Origin of the sequence: Pseudonocardia endophytica, assembly GCF_004339565.1 — a bacterium.
GTDB classification, from domain to species: domain Bacteria; phylum Actinomycetota; class Actinomycetes; order Mycobacteriales; family Pseudonocardiaceae; genus Pseudonocardia; species Pseudonocardia endophytica.
In genome coordinates this window covers 3261077-3276012 of record NZ_SMFZ01000001.1, presented here as the reverse complement: position 1 = coordinate 3276012, position 14936 = coordinate 3261077, and the positions used below count along the sequence as shown (strand labels likewise).

15 protein-coding genes are annotated in these 14936 nt (G+C 71.3%); 11 read left to right on the top strand and 4 right to left on the bottom strand.

What is annotated here, in order from left to right; genetic code table 11:
* Window positions 1-876: 876 nt before the first annotated feature.
* Window positions 877-1740: an N-acetylmuramoyl-L-alanine amidase gene (locus EV378_RS15065; RefSeq protein ID WP_243653466.1), complete on the bottom strand. Its 864-nt coding sequence runs from the start codon at window positions 1738-1740 to the stop codon at window positions 877-879.
* A gap of 114 nt (window positions 1741-1854) precedes the next feature.
* On the opposite strand from EV378_RS15065, the gene EV378_RS15060 reads away from it, so the two are divergent.
* Both EV378_RS15060 and recR read left to right on the top strand, forming a co-directional pair.
* On the top strand, window positions 1855-2208 hold the full coding sequence (locus EV378_RS15060) for a YbaB/EbfC family nucleoid-associated protein (protein ID WP_132427931.1): 354 nt from the start codon (window positions 1855-1857) through the stop codon (window positions 2206-2208).
* A 1-nt stretch (window position 2209) separates the two neighbouring features.
* Window positions 2210-2827, top strand: a complete 618-nt coding sequence (recR, locus tag EV378_RS15055; protein ID WP_132425517.1) for a recombination mediator RecR — start codon at window positions 2210-2212, stop codon at window positions 2825-2827.
* 232 nt (window positions 2828-3059) lie between these two features.
* Here recR and EV378_RS15050 read toward each other — a convergent pair whose 3' ends face one another.
* A complete protein-coding gene (locus EV378_RS15050) occupies window positions 3060-3260 on the bottom strand; it encodes a hypothetical protein (RefSeq protein ID WP_132425514.1) in 201 nt (66 codons plus the stop codon).
* A gap of 261 nt (window positions 3261-3521) precedes the next feature.
* Between EV378_RS15050 and EV378_RS15045 the strand changes: the two genes are divergently transcribed.
* From EV378_RS15045 to EV378_RS15020, 6 genes are all read left to right on the top strand, one after another.
* Complete coding sequence (locus tag EV378_RS15045) at window positions 3522-4415, top strand: helix-turn-helix domain-containing protein (RefSeq protein ID WP_165922296.1); 894 nt, start codon at window positions 3522-3524, stop codon at window positions 4413-4415.
* A gap of 79 nt (window positions 4416-4494) precedes the next feature.
* Window positions 4495-6150, top strand: a complete 1656-nt coding sequence (locus tag EV378_RS15040) for an ABC transporter substrate-binding protein (protein WP_132425508.1) — start codon at window positions 4495-4497, stop codon at window positions 6148-6150.
* A 42-nt stretch (window positions 6151-6192) separates the two neighbouring features.
* Window positions 6193-7197 carry an ABC transporter permease gene (locus tag EV378_RS15035; protein ID WP_132425505.1) on the top strand — a complete coding sequence of 335 codons (1005 nt, stop codon included), beginning with the start codon at window positions 6193-6195 and terminating at the stop codon, window positions 7195-7197.
* Between the two features lie 14 nt (window positions 7198-7211).
* On the top strand, window positions 7212-8117 hold the full coding sequence (locus tag EV378_RS15030) for an ABC transporter permease (protein ID WP_132427929.1): 906 nt from the start codon (window positions 7212-7214) through the stop codon (window positions 8115-8117).
* Window positions 8114-9130, top strand: coding sequence for an ABC transporter ATP-binding protein (locus EV378_RS15025; RefSeq protein ID WP_132425501.1), 1017 nt, complete (start codon window positions 8114-8116; stop codon window positions 9128-9130). Before EV378_RS15030 ends, EV378_RS15025 begins: the two co-directional genes overlap by 4 nt.
* On the top strand, window positions 9127-10242 hold the full coding sequence (locus EV378_RS15020) for an ABC transporter ATP-binding protein (protein ID WP_132425498.1): 1116 nt from the start codon (window positions 9127-9129) through the stop codon (window positions 10240-10242). Before EV378_RS15025 ends, EV378_RS15020 begins: the two co-directional genes overlap by 4 nt.
* 131 nt (window positions 10243-10373) lie before the next feature.
* Here the strand turns inward: EV378_RS15020 and leuA are convergent, their stop codons facing one another.
* On the bottom strand, window positions 10374-12170 hold the full coding sequence (gene leuA, locus EV378_RS15015; RefSeq protein WP_132425495.1) for a 2-isopropylmalate synthase: 1797 nt from the start codon (window positions 12168-12170) through the stop codon (window positions 10374-10376).
* Between the two features lie 259 nt (window positions 12171-12429).
* Between leuA and EV378_RS15010 the strand changes: the two genes are divergently transcribed.
* Window positions 12430-12735: a hypothetical protein gene (locus EV378_RS15010; RefSeq protein ID WP_243653465.1), complete on the top strand. Its 306-nt coding sequence runs from the start codon at window positions 12430-12432 to the stop codon at window positions 12733-12735.
* A gap of 27 nt (window positions 12736-12762) precedes the next feature.
* Here EV378_RS15010 and EV378_RS15005 read toward each other — a convergent pair whose 3' ends face one another.
* A complete protein-coding gene (locus tag EV378_RS15005) occupies window positions 12763-12966 on the bottom strand; it encodes a hypothetical protein (RefSeq protein WP_132425493.1) in 204 nt (67 codons plus the stop codon).
* 26 nt (window positions 12967-12992) lie between these two features.
* Between EV378_RS15005 and EV378_RS15000 the strand changes: the two genes are divergently transcribed.
* Both EV378_RS15000 and EV378_RS14995 read left to right on the top strand, forming a co-directional pair.
* Window positions 12993-13505, top strand: a complete 513-nt coding sequence (locus EV378_RS15000) for a CGNR zinc finger domain-containing protein (RefSeq protein ID WP_132425490.1) — start codon at window positions 12993-12995, stop codon at window positions 13503-13505.
* A 164-nt stretch (window positions 13506-13669) separates the two neighbouring features.
* Window positions 13670-14935 carry an aspartate kinase gene (locus tag EV378_RS14995; RefSeq protein WP_132425487.1) on the top strand — a complete coding sequence of 422 codons (1266 nt, stop codon included), beginning with the start codon at window positions 13670-13672 and terminating at the stop codon, window positions 14933-14935.
* Window position 14936 lies beyond the last annotated feature (1 nt).

The window sequence follows — 14936 nt, the reverse complement described above, 5'->3', positions numbered from 1 at the left end:
CCGCCGGAGTCGGCACGTCCCGCGCCCGCCCCGTCCTCGTTGGACGCGGCGGCGGTCCGCCGGGTCTGGTCGGAGATCCTCTCGGCCGCCCGCCAGCGCAGCCGCAGCACCGAGGCGCTTCTCGTCAACGCGACGGTTCGGGCCGTGGACGGGGACACGCTCGTCCTGTCGATCGGATCGCCGCCGCTGGCCCGGCGGTTGTCCGAGCCGCGCAACACCGATGTCATCGCGGACGCGCTGCACGCCGTGCTCGGCGTCCGCTGGACCGTGCGTTGCGACCAGGGCGACGGCCCGGCGGCGGCCCGGCCCGCGAACACACGTCAGGAGAGCCGTCCGCGCCAGCCACCGACCCGTCGGTCCACTCAGGACTCGAACCAGGGCTCCGGCGGGTCGGGCGAGGGCCCGCCGGCCCGCCAGGAGTCGTCCGGCCGGCAGGACGCACCCGACCGGGCCCGCGGTGGCGGCGCACCGGGCGGGCGCGGAAGCACCCGGTCCGCCCCGGACAACGGTGAGCCGCTGCCGCCGGAGCCGCCGCCGGACGACGCACCCCCCGAGGTCGACGACGAGGAGTCGATGATGGCCGAGGCGGCCGCCGACTCGGCGAGCGGCGGGACGCGCCGTGACCCCGAGGTCGCCGCGATGGAGTTGCTCAGCAACGAGCTCGGCGCACGGACGATCGACCGCGGCTGAGGCCAGTACGGCTCGGCGTGAACGTGAGCGTCCTCCGGGCGGCGCCCCACGACCGTCACGTTCACGTCGAGCGGCGCCGACGGGGCCCAGCCCGATCGGACGGCACGGGTGCGGTGCCGGTGCCGATGATCCGGACGGATGACACGTTCGTCCGGGGTGGTGTGACGCAACGAGCGGCTGGGCCGCTCAGCGGTGCAGGAACGCCCGGATTCCGGCGGTGATCGCTCGGGCGTAGCGGTCGCGACCCTCCGGTGACGAGACCAGGCCAGCCTCCGCCGCGTTGCGCATGTTCGCGCACTCGACCAGGGCGGTCGGGACGGTCGCGGCGTTCAGGCCGGTCAGGTCGTCGCGGCCGTCGAGTCCGTCCTTGCCGATGTAGTTGGCCGGAGCGAAGTTGCCGGCCTGCATCGCGTCGCGCAGCGAGGTCGCCAGCGTCCGGGCCGGTCCGGACTGGGCGGCGTTGAGCGGCGGTGACGAATAGGCCACGTGGAACCCCCGGCCGGAGGCGGCGGCGCCGTCGGCGTGCAGCGACACGGCCGCGGCCGCGCCCGCGCGAGCTCCGGCCGCACCGCGCTCGTCGACGCACGGTCCGACGCCCTTGTCGTCCGGGCGGGTCAGGGCAACCCGGAACCCGGCCGCCTCGAGCTGCGCCTTCACACGCTGGGCCAGGTCCCAGGTGAACGCGTGCTCCGCGTAGCCGGCGTCGGTGGACGTGCCGGTGGTGTTGCAGGCCTTCTTCCCGCCACGGCCGTCGGGGACCTGGCGGTTGATCGCGGAGGTGTCGGAGGCGTTGCCGCCGTTGTGCCCCGGGTCGAGCAATACGACCGGACCGGGGGACGCCGGCGGCCGGGGCACGGAGGCCGGTGCGGATGTCGGTACGGCGACCGTCGACGCCGCGGTGGACGCGACCGGGGCGGGGCGCGTCGGCGCCTGTGCGGCACCGGCGCAGGCCGCGCAGAGCAGCGCCCCGGCCAGCACCGTCCCGGCGGTGCGGATCAGCGGACGGCGGCGGGCGGTGCCCGCGGGGCGGGAGGGACGGCGGGGCGGCACGAGCGACACCCTGGCACGGCTACCCTGGCGACCGGCACCGGATCGCCGGGCGCGTCGGAGGGATTTCCGCGCGCGACGCGCGGCCGGGGAGAACGTCGAGGTGCGAGGAGACCGCTGGTGCAACCAGGTCAGCCCGACATGCAGATGATCCTGCAGCAGGCGCAGAAGATGCAGGAACAGCTGCAGCAGGCCCAGGCCGAGCTGGCCACGGCCGAGGTGACGGGCCAGGCCGGCAACGGTCTGGTGGAGGTCACCGTCACGGCCCAGCTGGAGCCGCGTTCGGTGAAGATCGACCCGAAGGTCGTGGACCCGGACGACGTCGAGACGCTGCAGGACCTCGTCGCGGGTGCTCTGCAGGACGCCGTGCGGGCCGCGCAGAACCTGCAGCAGGAGAAGATGGGGCCGCTCGCGAGCGGCCTGGACATGGGCGGCCTGGGCCTGGGAGGGCCGGGCACGATCGAGGGCTGACGTGTTCGAGGGGCCGGTCCAGGACCTGATCGACGAGCTGGGCCACCTTCCCGGCGTCGGCCCGAAGAGCGCACAGCGAATCGCGTTCCACCTGCTCGCGGCGGACCCTGCGGACATCACACGCCTGCAGGACGTCCTGCAGACCGTCAAGCAGGGCGTGAAGTTCTGCGACGTGTGCGGCAACGTCGCGGCCGAGCAGCGCTGTCGCTACTGCGCGGATGCGCGGCGGGACCCGACGCTCGTCTGCGTCGTCGAGGAGCCGAAGGACGTGCTCGCCGTCGAGCGGACCCGGGAGTTCAAGGGGCGCTACCACGTGCTCGGCGGGGCGCTGGATCCGCTGGCCGGCGTCGGCCCGGACACGCTGCGCATCCGCGAGCTCCTCGCCCGTCTCGGCGGCACCGGTCCGGCCGACGACGAGAAGGAGATCTCCGAGGTCATCATCGCGACCGACCCGAACACCGAGGGCGAGGCGACGGCGACCTACCTGGTCCGCCTGCTGAAGGACTTTCCCGGGCTCTCGGTCACCCGGCTCGCGTCCGGTCTGCCGATGGGCGGGGACCTCGAGTTCGCCGACGAGATGACGCTCGGACGCGCGCTGGCCGGTCGTCGGGCTCTCTAGCGGGTCAGTCGTCCTCGTCGGACCACGAGTCGACGTGGCGGGGGCGCCGCAGCGCGTACCTGCGAGGCTCGGAGGTGGCCCGGCGTTCGGCGGCGATGCGGCGAATGCCCGATAAAGATCACCACCGATCGGCCCTGCGAACGATGAACGGCCGGCCCCGCGAGCACGGGACCGGCCGGTTTCCTCTCCGGGCGCGACAACCCCCCGTCGTCGCGCCGCTCCTCTCCGTGCGTCAGTCCGTGTCCTCGTCGGCCCAGGCGTCCACGTTCCGGCGGTGCCCGAGCAACTGCTGGCGCCGCTCCCACGTGGCCCTCCGCTCGGCGGCGATCCGGCGCCACGCGGCCGACTGTGCGGAGTCGACGACGCCGATCACGACGGCGGCGATGCCCAGGACGGCGAGTCCGACGACGACGATGCCGATCAGGAAGATCATGGGGACCTCCTCCCTCGTACCGCACGGCGGGTCTTCCCCGCGCGGTGGACCCGGGGTGTGCGATCGGATTCGGTGCTGTGGTTCATCGGCTCTCCTCGGTCGTGTGCGGTCGTCGTCCGAACCGGTTCCGACACGTGGCCCGAGCCACCTCCGGAGCGATCCGGTTACGAGTAGCATCGCGCACGCCGGGCTCCTGTGCAATTGCACAGCCGGTGGCATTGCATGTGTATACACGAAGAGACCAACGTCGGGACGGGAGTCGTGGAGCAGGAACCGACGGGTGCGCGCCGCCGTCTGGGCGCCGAACTGCGCAGGCTGCGCGGCAACGCCGGCATGCGACTGGAGGAGGCCGCGAGCCGTCTGAAGTGCTCCACGTCGAAGGTCAGCCGACTGGAGAACGGCAAGGGCATCCCGCAGGCGCGCGACGTCGAGGTGCTGATGTCGCTCTACGACGTGCGGGCCGATCTCGAGATCGCGATGCTGCGCAGGCTCGTGCAGGAGAGCCGTTCGGCCGGCTGGTGGGAGAGCTACGTCGACGGGCTGTCCACCGAGCGGTACGTGCTGGACAACCCGGCCCGGTACGCGGCGCTGGAGACCGACGCCGACGCCGTCACGACGTTCGACGTCTCCGTGCTGCACGGTCTCGCCCAGACCCGCGGCTACTCGTGGGCGATCCTCGAGCAGCGCCTGCCGCGCCACCAGCCGTGGGAGATCGAGCGGCTGGTCGAGATGGTCGTGCACCGCAAGCAGGCGTTGAGCCGCGCCGATCCGCTGGGGCTCGTGCAGATCGTCGACGAGGCGGCCCTGCGTCGGGTCGTGGGACCCCCGGGCGTGATGACCGAGCAGCTGGACCACCTGCTCGAGCTCGCCGGACGCCCGAACGTGTCGCTGCAGGTCCTGCCGTTCGAGGCGGGCACGTTCCGGGCGCACGACGGGCAGTTCGCGATCCTGGACATCCCCGACGAGCTCGGGTCCGACGTGGTGTTCGTGGAGAGCCACACCGGCAGCAGTTATCTCGAGGACCCGGCCGAGGTCGCCGTGTTCCGCGGGCTCGCCGACGAGGTCCGTGCGGGTGCTCTGGACACCGAGCGCTCGCTGGACATGCTGCGGATGTACCGCGAACGTCACGCGGGGTCCGTCGTTCCGAAACCGTGACATCAGCATCTACCGGCCGGTAACGGACGCGGTTACCGTCGTCGGACCAACGGCCGATCCCACCACACCCGAGGTGCCCATGAGCGTGCAACGACGCCTGTTCGCCACCCTCGCCGCGAGCGTCCTGGCCGTCTCCCTGACGGCCTGCGCGACGTCCGAGCGAGGTTCCGGGGGCGAGGGCGGCGGCACGTTCGTGTTCGGTGCCGCGGGTGCGCCGAAGAACTTCGACCCGATCTTCAACGACGACGGCGAGAGCTTCCGCCCGGCGCGTCAGATGTACGACACGCTGATCACCTACAAGCAGGGCTCGACCGAGCTGGAACCGGGCCTGGCCGAGAAGTGGTCGTCCACACCGGACGGCAAGGTGTGGACGTTCAACCTCCGCCAGGGCGTGAAGTTCCACGACGGCACGGACTTCGACGCGGCCGCGGTCTGCGCGAACTTCGACCGCTGGGTGAACATGAAGGGCGCTGCCGCGCAGAGCCAGATGATCTACTACGGCGACGTCTTCGAGGGCTTCACGCGCAACGAGGGCGACGCGTCCGGGACGCCGGTCTACAAGTCCTGCCAGGCCAAGGACGCGAACACCGCGGTGCTGACGCTGAACAAGTTCAAGGGCGCGTTCCCTGCGGCGTTCGGGCTGACCTCGCTGTCGATCTCCAGCCCGACCGCGCTCAAGCAGTACGACGCGGACGCGGTGACCCAGAGCGGTGACTCGTTCACCTACCCCGCCTACGCCAACGAGCACCCGACCGGCACCGGGCCGTTCAAGTTCGAGAGCTACGACAAGGCCAACGGCGTGATCACGCTGGCGCGCAACGACCAGTACTGGGGCGAGAAGGCCAAGGTCGACAAGCTGATCTTCAAGGTCATCCCGGACGAGAACGCGCGCAAGCAGGAGCTCGCCGCCGGCACGATCGACGGCTACGACTACCCGTCGCCCGCCGACTACGGGACGCTCAAGGACCAGGGCGACCAGGTCCTGATCCGCAAGCCGTTCAGCGTGCTCTACGTCGGCATCAACACGAAGAACAACCCGGCGTTGAGGGATCTCCGTGTGCGCCAGGCGATCGCCTACGCGATCGACCGCGACTCGCTCGTGAAGACGAAGATGCCGGAGGGCACGCAGGTCGCGACGCAGTTCATGCCGGACACCGTCGCCGGGTACGCACCGGACGTCGTCGCGTACCCGCACGACGTGAACAAGGCGAAGCAGCTCCTCGCCGCGGCGGGCCAGCAGAACCTGACGCTGAACTTCTACTACCCGACCGAGGTCACGCGGCCGTACATGCCGAACCCGGCCGACCTGTTCTCGGCGATGTCGGCGAACCTCGCCGAGGCCGGGATCAAGGTCAACCCGGTGGCCCGGCCGTGGAACGGCGGCTACAAGGACGACGTGCAGAAGGCCGGCAAGCAGGACCTGCACCTGCTCGGCTGGACCGGCGACTACAACGACGCGGGCAACTTCGTCGGCACGTTCTTCGGGCGGCCCAAGGCGGAGTTCGGCCAGGAGGACCCGGCGATGTACGCCGAGCTGCAGAAGGCCGACTCGCTGCCGGACCCGGCCGGGCACGCCGCCGCCTACCAGCAGGCCAACCGCGACATCATGGCGAAGTACCTGCCGGCCGTCCCGATCCTGACGACCGGACCGGCGATCGTCGTGAAGTCGAACGTGCAGGGCGTGATCCCGTCCCCGCTGACCGACGAGAGGTTCGTGACCGTCAGCAAGAGCTGACGGCGGGGGCGCCGTCGACATCGGGGGAGTCGAGGGAGAACGATGCTGCGATTCGTCGTGCGCAGGTTGCTGCAGCTGATCCCGACGCTGCTGATCCTGTCCGTGCTGCTGTTCGCCTGGCTGCGGTCGCTGCCGGGCGGGCCGGCCGGCGCGCTGCTGGGGGACAAGGCGACCCCCGAGTCGATCGCCGCGCTGAACCGGACGCTCGGGCTGGACCAGCCGATCCCGATCCAGTACCTGCGCTACCTGGGCCGGGCGGTCACCGGTGACTTCGGGGCGTCGCTGGTCAGCGGCGACCCGGTGCTCGTCGAGATCGGGCGGGCGCTTCCGGCGACGATCGAGCTGGCGGTGGCCGCGCTGCTGATCGCGGTGCTGGCCGGGATCCCGCTCGGGTACCTGGCCGCGCGCTACCGGGGACGGCCGTGGGACAACGTCACGATCCTCGGCACGCTCGTCGGCGTCGCGGTCCCCGTGTTCTTCCTCGGCTACGTGCTCAAGCAGCTGTTCGCCGTCGACCTCGGCTGGTTCCCGCCGTCCGGCAGGACCTCGGTGGACATCGACGCCACGCAGGTCACCGGGTTCGCGATCCTGGATGGCGTCCTCACCAGGGAGTTCGACGCCAGCTGGGACGCGGTCGTCCACCTCGTGCTGCCGGCGATCGCGCTGGCGACGATCCCGCTGGCGGTGATCGTCCGGATCACCCGCGCGTCCGTGCTGGACGTGCTGGAGTCGGACTTCGTGCGCACCGCCAACGCCAAGGGCCTCGCGCCGGGCACGGTCCGCGGGCGGCACGTGCTGCGCAACGCGCTGCTGCCGGTGTCCACGACGATCGGCCTGCAGACCGGTCTGCTGCTGGCCGGCGCCGTGCTCACCGAGAAGGTGTTCAACTGGGGAGGTATCGGCACGCTGATCGCCGAGGGCATCGAGAGACGCGACTATCCCCGGCTGCAGGCGATCGTGCTGCTCGGCGCGCTGGTCTACGTGATCGTCAACCTGATCGTCGATCTGTCCTATGCGGTCATCGACCCGAGGGTGAGGCTGCGGTGACGGCGACGACCTGGATGGAGCGCCGCCGCAACCGGATCGACGAGACGGCCGGGCGCAGCCTGACCGCGGACGCGTGGCTGCGGCTGCGGCGCAACCCGATCGCGATGGTCGGCGCGGCGATCATCGCGGTGTTCGTGCTCGTGTCGGTGTTCGCGCCGCTGATCGCGCCGCACCCGCCGGGCGACGCGTTCCCGGAGCTGCTCGACCGGCTGCGTCCCGGCTCGATCCCCGGCCCGCAGGAGGGCTTCCCGTTCGGCAGCGACCAGAACGGCCGCGACGAGTTCTCCCGGATGATCCTGGCGTCCCGTCAGACACTGCTGGTCGGCGTGCTGGCGACGCTGTTCGGTCTGGTGGTGGGCGTGCTGATCGGCGCCGTCGCCGGATCGGTCGGCGGCTGGGTGGACACCGCCCTGATGCGCGTGACCGACGTGCTGCTGTCCATCCCGTCGCTGCTGCTGGCGATCTCGGTGGCGGCGCTGGCGGCGCGGCCGAGCCAGACCACCGTGATCATCGCGGTGGCTCTGGTCAACGTGCCGATCTTCGCCCGCCTCCTGCGCGGCTCGATGCTCGCCCAGCGCGAGTCCGACCACGTGCTCGCCGCAACCGCGCTCGGCGTGAAGCGACGGGCGATCGTGTTGCGGCACATGCTGCCGAACGCCATCGGACCGGTGATCGTGCAGGCCACGTTGACGCTGGCCACGGCGATCCTGGACGCGGCCGCGCTGTCCTTCCTCGGTCTCGGCGACGCCGACCCGGCCCGCGCGGAGTGGGGGCTGATGCTCGCCAACGCGCAGCCCTACCTGGATGTCCGGCCCGCGCTGGCGGTCTACCCGGCCGTCGCGATCATCGTCGTCGCGCTGGGGTTCACGCTGTTCGGCGAGTCCCTGCGCGAGGCGCTCGACCCGAAGGGGCGACGATGAGTCATCACACCCCACGCCGCCCGCGCTCCGCGGAGTCCCCGCTGCTGTCCGTGCGCGACCTGTCCGTGCGCTTCCGCAGGCGCGGCGAGCCGGACACCGTGGCCGTCGACGGCGTGACGTTCGACGTGGAGCCGGGCGAGATCGTCGGTCTGGTCGGCGAGTCCGGGTGCGGAAAGTCGGTGACCTCCCTGGCGATCATGGGTCTGCTGCCGGGGCGGAACGCGCACGTCGGTGGCGAGGTGTGGTTCGACGACACCGACCTGCTCACGCTCGGCCCGGACGCGCTGCGCAGCCGTCGCGGACGGGACCTCGGGATGGTGTTCCAGGACCCGCTGTCGTCGCTGAACCCGGTCGTCACGATCGAGGTGCAGATCACGGAAGCGCTGCGCCGCCACCGCGGGATGGACAAGAAGGCGGCCGCCTCCGAGGCGGTCACGCTGCTCGAACGGGTCGGCATCCCGGACCCGGCCCGGCGCGTGAAGTCCTACCCGCACCAGCTCTCCGGCGGGATGCGCCAGCGCGCGCTGATCGCGATCGCACTGGCCTGCGGCCCGCGGCTGCTGATCGCCGACGAGCCGACGACGGCACTGGACGTGACGATCCAGGCGCAGATCCTGGAACTGCTGCGCGACGTCGTCGCCGAGACCGGGACGGCGCTGATGATGATCACGCACGACCTCGGCGTCGTGGCCGGGCTCTGTGACCGGGTGAACGTCGTCTACGCGGGACGGATCGTCGAGCGGGCCGAGCGGCACCGCCTGTTCGCCACCCCGCGCCATCCGTACACGCACGGGCTGATCGGCTCGATCCCGCGGCTGGACTCCGACCCGGGCGAGGAGCTGCCGGCGATCGCCGGGTCGGTGTCGGACAACCTGCCGTGGGACGGGGCGTGCGCGTTCGCGCCGCGCTGCGACCGTGCGATCGAGGCGTGCACCGGCACCACCCCGCCGGTCGAGACGGCGGCGTCGCGGATGCTGCGCTGCCACAACCCGGTTCCGGCGGTGTCGGCATGAGCGAACCACCACTCCTCGATGTCGACGACCTCGCTGTGCACTTCCCGATCACCAGCGGCGTGGTGTTCCGGCGGACGGTCGGGCACGTCCGCGCCGTGGACGGCGTCTCGCTGTCCGTGCGGCGCGGGGAGACCTACGGGCTCGTCGGCGAGTCCGGCTGCGGGAAGTCCACATTGGGCCGGGCGGTGCTGCGGCTGACCGACGTCACGCGCGGCACGGTGCGGTTCGACGGCGAGGACGTCGCCGGTCTGTCGGGGGAGCCGTTGCGCCGCATGCGCAGGCGGTTCCAGATGGTGTTCCAGGATCCGCTGTCCAGCTTGGACCCCCGGCAGTCCGTCGGGTCGCTGCTGACCGAAGGGATGCGGGCGCACGGGCTGTCCACCGGCGCCGACGGGGACCGGGCCCGGCTCACCGAGCTGATGGACGCCGTCGGGCTGCCGGCGTCGGCGCTGCGCCGGTACCCGCACGAGTTCTCCGGCGGGCAGCGGCAGCGGATCGGGATCGCGCGGGCGCTCTGCGTCGAGCCGGACCTGATCGTCGCCGACGAGCCGGTGTCCGCATTGGACGTCAGCGTGCAGGCGCAGGTGCTGAACCTGCTGTCCCGGCTGCAGCGCGAGCTCGGCCTGACGTACGTGGTGATCGCGCACGACCTCGCGGTGGTGCGGCACGTGTCCGACCGGGTCGGCGTGATGTACCTCGGCGGGATCGTCGAGGAGGCGCCCGCCCGCGCGCTCTACGACGACCCGTTGCACCCGTACACACGCGCGCTGCTGTCCGCGGTGCCGGTGCCGGACCCCGAGGTCGAGGACGACCGGGAGCGGATCCTGCTGACCGGGGACCTGCCGTCGCCCGCGGCGCCGCCGTCCGGATGCCGGTTCCACACCCGCTGCCCGTGGCGCCAGGAGGACCGGTGCTCCACGGAGCGCCCGGAGCCGCGCGTGCCGGACGGTGCCGTCGAGGGGCACCTGGTCGCCTGCCACCACGCCGAGGCGATCCGCGACGGCCGGATCACACCGCACGAGGTCACGGTCGACGAGTCGGACACCGGCCCGCACGCCGACGTCGACGTCGAGACCCCGACCGCGTCGATCACCGAGTTCCTCGGCCGCTGAGTCCTGCTCGCCCCGACCGACCGACCCTCCCCCGGCGAACGAACGGCACCCTCGAGCAATCACATTGCTCGAAGGTGCCGTTCGTTCGGAAGGGGGAGGCGGCGGGCGGAGAGGCCCGGCGCGGGAGACGGTCAGCGCATGGCGCGGTTGATCGCGCTCACGACGGCCTTGAGGCTCGCGCTCGTGATCGAGCTGTCGATCCCGACGCCCCAGAACACCCGGTCCTCGACGGCACACTCCACATAGGCCGCGGCGCGCGCGTCGTCCCCGCCGCCCATGGCGTGCTCGTGGTAGTCGAGCACGCGGACGTCGAAGCCGATGCCGGCCAGCGCGTCGACGAACGCGGCGATCGGGCCGTTGCCGCTGCCGGTGATCTCGTGCAGGTCGGACTCGACGCGGACGGTCGCGACGATCTCGTCGTTGCCCTCGCCGTCGCTGGAGATCCGGTGGCGGATCAGCTTGAGGGGGGTCTCCCGGCCGAGGTACTCGACGTCGAACGCGTCGCGCATCGCCTTGGGCTCGACCTCACCGCCCTCCGTGTCCGTGTAGGCCTGGATGACGTGCGAGAACTCGATCTGCAGCCGGCGGGGCAGCTCGAGCTGGTGCTCCGCCTTCATGATGTAGGCGATGCCGCCCTTGCCGGACTGCGAGTTGACACGGATGACGGCCTCGTAGGTCCGGCCGATGTCGCGCGGGTCGACCGGCAGGTACGGGACCTCCCACGGGTGGTCGTCCACCGGGTGGCCGGCCTCGGCGGCGTCGGCGCGCATCGCCTCGAAGCCCTTGTTGATCGCGTCCTGGTGGGAGCCGGAGAACGCGGTGTAGACGAGGTCGCCGCCCCAGGGGTGGCGCTCGTGCACCGGCAGCTGGTTGCAGTACTCGACGGTGCGGCGGATCTCGTCGATGTCCGAGAAGTCGATCTGGGGGTCGATCCCCTGGGTGAACAGGTTCATCCCCAGCGTCACCAGGTCGACGTTGCCGGTGCGCTCGCCGTTGCCGAACAGGCAGCCCTCGATGCGGTCGGCGCCGGCCTGGTAGCCGAGCTCGGCCGCCGCGACGCCGGTCCCGCGGTCGTTGTGCGGGTGCAGCGACAGCACGATCCCGCCCCGGCGCTCCAGGTTGCGGTGCATCCACTCGATGGAGTCGGCGTAGACGTTCGGCGTCGCCATCTCCACCGTCGCCGGCAGGTTGACGATCATCGGGTGCTCCGGCGTGGGCTGCCAGACGGCGCTGACCGCGTTGCAGACCTCGACGGCGTACTGCAGCTCGGTGCCCGTGTAGGACTCCGGCGAGTACTGGAACGTCCAGTCGGTGTCCGGGTACTTCTCGGAGAAGCGGGCCACGTCCTCCGCGCCGTCGGTGGCGATCTTCTGGATGCCTGCCCGGTCGGAGCGGAACACGACGCGGCGCTGGAGCACCGACGTCGAGTTGTAGAGATGCACGATCGCGTTCGGGGCGCCCTCACAGGCCTCGAACGTGCGCTCGATCAGCTCGGTGCGCGCCTGCGTCAGCACCTGGATCTGCACGTCGTCCGGGATCGCACCGTCGTTGATGATCTCGCGGACGAAGTCGAAGTCGGTCTGGCTGGCGGCCGGGAAGCCGACCTCGATCTGCTTGTAGCCCATGCGTACCAGCAGGTCGAACATGCGGCGCTTGCGCTGCGGGCTCATCGGGTCGATCAGGGCCTGGTTGCCGTCGCGCAGGTCGACCGCGCACCACTGGGGCGCGACAGTGATCCGCGTGTCGGGCCAGGTGCGGTCCGGCAGGGATACCGGCTCGACCTCCTGGTGGAACGGCATGTACCGGTGGAACGGCATGTGCGAGCCGCGCTGGTTGTTCCAGGGGGCCTGGGACTCCGGGGCCGGCAGGTCCGGGGTACGGACGCGGCTCGTCGGACTGGCGGTGTAGGCGTCGGGTGACGTCGTCACGGGAGGTGCTCCTGAATGGGTGCCGATGACCGGCGGGCACGTCAGACCCCGCGACGAGGGGCCGGTCGGTTCAGACCCCGCCGCGGCGGCGAAGGAGCAGGCGCGCCATGGGGCAACCGTAACCCCGAACCCCCTGCTGTGGGCAACCGCCCGGGCCACATCACAACGAAGTGATCTCACATCTTCGGAGGACGCCGTTCGTTACTGTCCAGTAGGCGGTCATCGTGCCACGATTGCCGCGTCGGATCGGGGAGGTCGTATGTCCACCGTGGGAACGACGGCGCGGCGCGGCGCCGGCCTGCTGGCGACGGTGCTGAACGTGATCGGGATCGTGATCGTCCTGATCCTCGTGCTGCACATCGTCCTGACGCTGCTGGACGCGAACCCGGCGAACGGCCTCACCGGTTTCTTCGCCGAGTGGGCCGCGGCGCTCAACCTGGGTCTGGGCAACCTGTTCACCCCGGCGAACCCGAAGATCTCCGTGACGATGAACTACGGCGTCGCCGCGATCATCTGGCTGGCCGTCACGACGATCGTCGTGCGCCTGGTGCGCCGCATCTCCTGATCCAGGGTCACGACGAAGGCCCGCACGTCACGTGCGGGCCTTCGACACGCGCGTGGTCAGTGCGCGAGCTCGTTGCCGCCGGTCGACGGGGTGCGCGAGGTCCTGCGGGTCGCCGTGGACGACCGTCCGGATCCGGTGCGCGCCGCAGCGGCACCGCTCGTAGCGCACCTCGCCCTCGCTCGTCGGATGCCGGGAGACGGCCTGCCAGTCGTGCGGAAGCGGATCGCGCATGCCGTCCACCGTGCTGTAATGGTCTAGTGCACATCAACCCTTACGGGCACGATCCGGTGTGCCTGGCCGCCGACCTCGCGAACGACGTGCCGGACTCGGTCGACGAGCTCGTCCGCCGCTGCGTCGACGCGGGGCTGGCGCGCGAGTGGACGGCCGGCCCGAGCGACCTGGAGCGGGTGCGCGGGCTGCTGGCGGACTGGACGGCCGTCGTCGACGCCGAGCCGGGGCCCGAGCGGGCCGCGCGGCTCAACGCGCTGCTGGCCACCGGCACGTCGCACCCGCGGTTGACCGACCACGACGGTCACTGGCACCTGCACCACCGCGACGACGGCCTGCCGCTGGCCGGCGTGCTGCACGCACTGATCGCGACCGGGACCGCGATGCACCTGGCCGGACGCGGTATGGACCGGCTCGGTCGCTGTGCGGTGCCGGAGTGCGGGCGGATCTTCGCGGACGTCTCGCGCACCGGCCGTCGTCGCTGGTGCTCGGTCCGGTGCGCGAACCGCGCCGGAGTGCGACGGCACCGCGCCCGGACCTGACCCACCACGGTGTGGTGTCGGTCATTGATGCCCTTCGCATCCTGAAACCGCTACCCGCCGCCGGTAACCTGGCTCCTCGATCCAGCGCCGTCCGGCCACCGTCGGGCGGTGGATAGCCCCGAGGTATGGCGCGCCCCCATGAGGGCGCAGTACAGGAGGCCGGCGTGGCCCTCGTCGTGCAGAAGTACGGCGGATCATCGGTCGAGAGCGCGGACCGCATCAAGAAGGTCGCCGAGCGCATCGTCCGGACCCGCAAGGAGGGCCACGACGTGGTCGTCGTCGTGTCCGCCATGGGCGACACGACCGACGAGCTCACCGACCTCGCCGAGCAGGTCTCCCCGAAGCCCCCCGCCCGTGAGATGGACATGCTCCTCACGGCCGGCGAGCGCATCTCGAACGCGCTGGTCGCGATGGCGATCTCGGCTCTCGGTGCGGAGGCGCGCTCGTTCACCGGCTCGCAGGCCGGGATGCTCACGACCTCCCGGCACGGTGACGCGCGCATCACCCAGGTGAACCCGTACCGCCTCCGCGACGCGCTGAACGAGGGGCACATCGTGCTCGTCGCCGGGTTCCAGGGCATGAGCGAGGACTCGAAGGACATCACGACGCTCGGCCGCGGCGGGTCGGACACGACGGCCGTCGCGCTGGCCGCGGCGCTCGGGGCCGACGTCTGCGAGATCTACTCCGACGTCGACGGCGTGTTCACCGCCGACCCGCGGATCGTGTCCAGGGCGACCCACCTGGAGACGGTCACCTACGAGGAGATGCTCGAGCTGGCCGCGTCCGGCGCGAAGGTGCTGCACCTGCGCGCCGTCGAGTACGCCCGGCGCTACGGCGTCCCCCTGCGCGTGCGCAGTTCCTACAACGACAAGCCGGGCACGCTGGTCTCCGGCTCGATCGAGGAGATTCCGTTGGAGAACCCGATCATCACCGGCGTGGCGCACGACCGGTCCGAGGGCAAGATCACCATCACCGGTGTGCCGGACACCCCCGGCATGGCCGCGAAGATCTTCCGCACGGTCGCCGACGCCGAGATCAACATCGACATGGTGCTGCAGAACATCTCGCGCGAGTCGGACGGCAAGACCGACATCACGTTCAGCCTGCCTCGCAGCGACGGCGACAAGGCCGTCGCTGCGCTGGAGGGCGCCAAGGCCGAGATCGGCTACGGCGAGCTGGTGTACGACAACGACATCGGCAAGGTCTCGCTCGTCGGCGCCGGGATGCGCAACCACCCGGGCGTCACGGCGAAGTTCTGCGAGGCGCTCTCCGACGCCGGGATCAACATCGAGATCATGAACACCTCGGAGATCCGGATCTCGGTGATCTGCCGCTCCGAGCAGCTCGACGACGCGGTCAAGGCCCTGCACGACGCGTTCGAGCTGGGCGCCGAGGACGACGCGGTGGTCGCCGCGGGAACGGGGCGCTGAC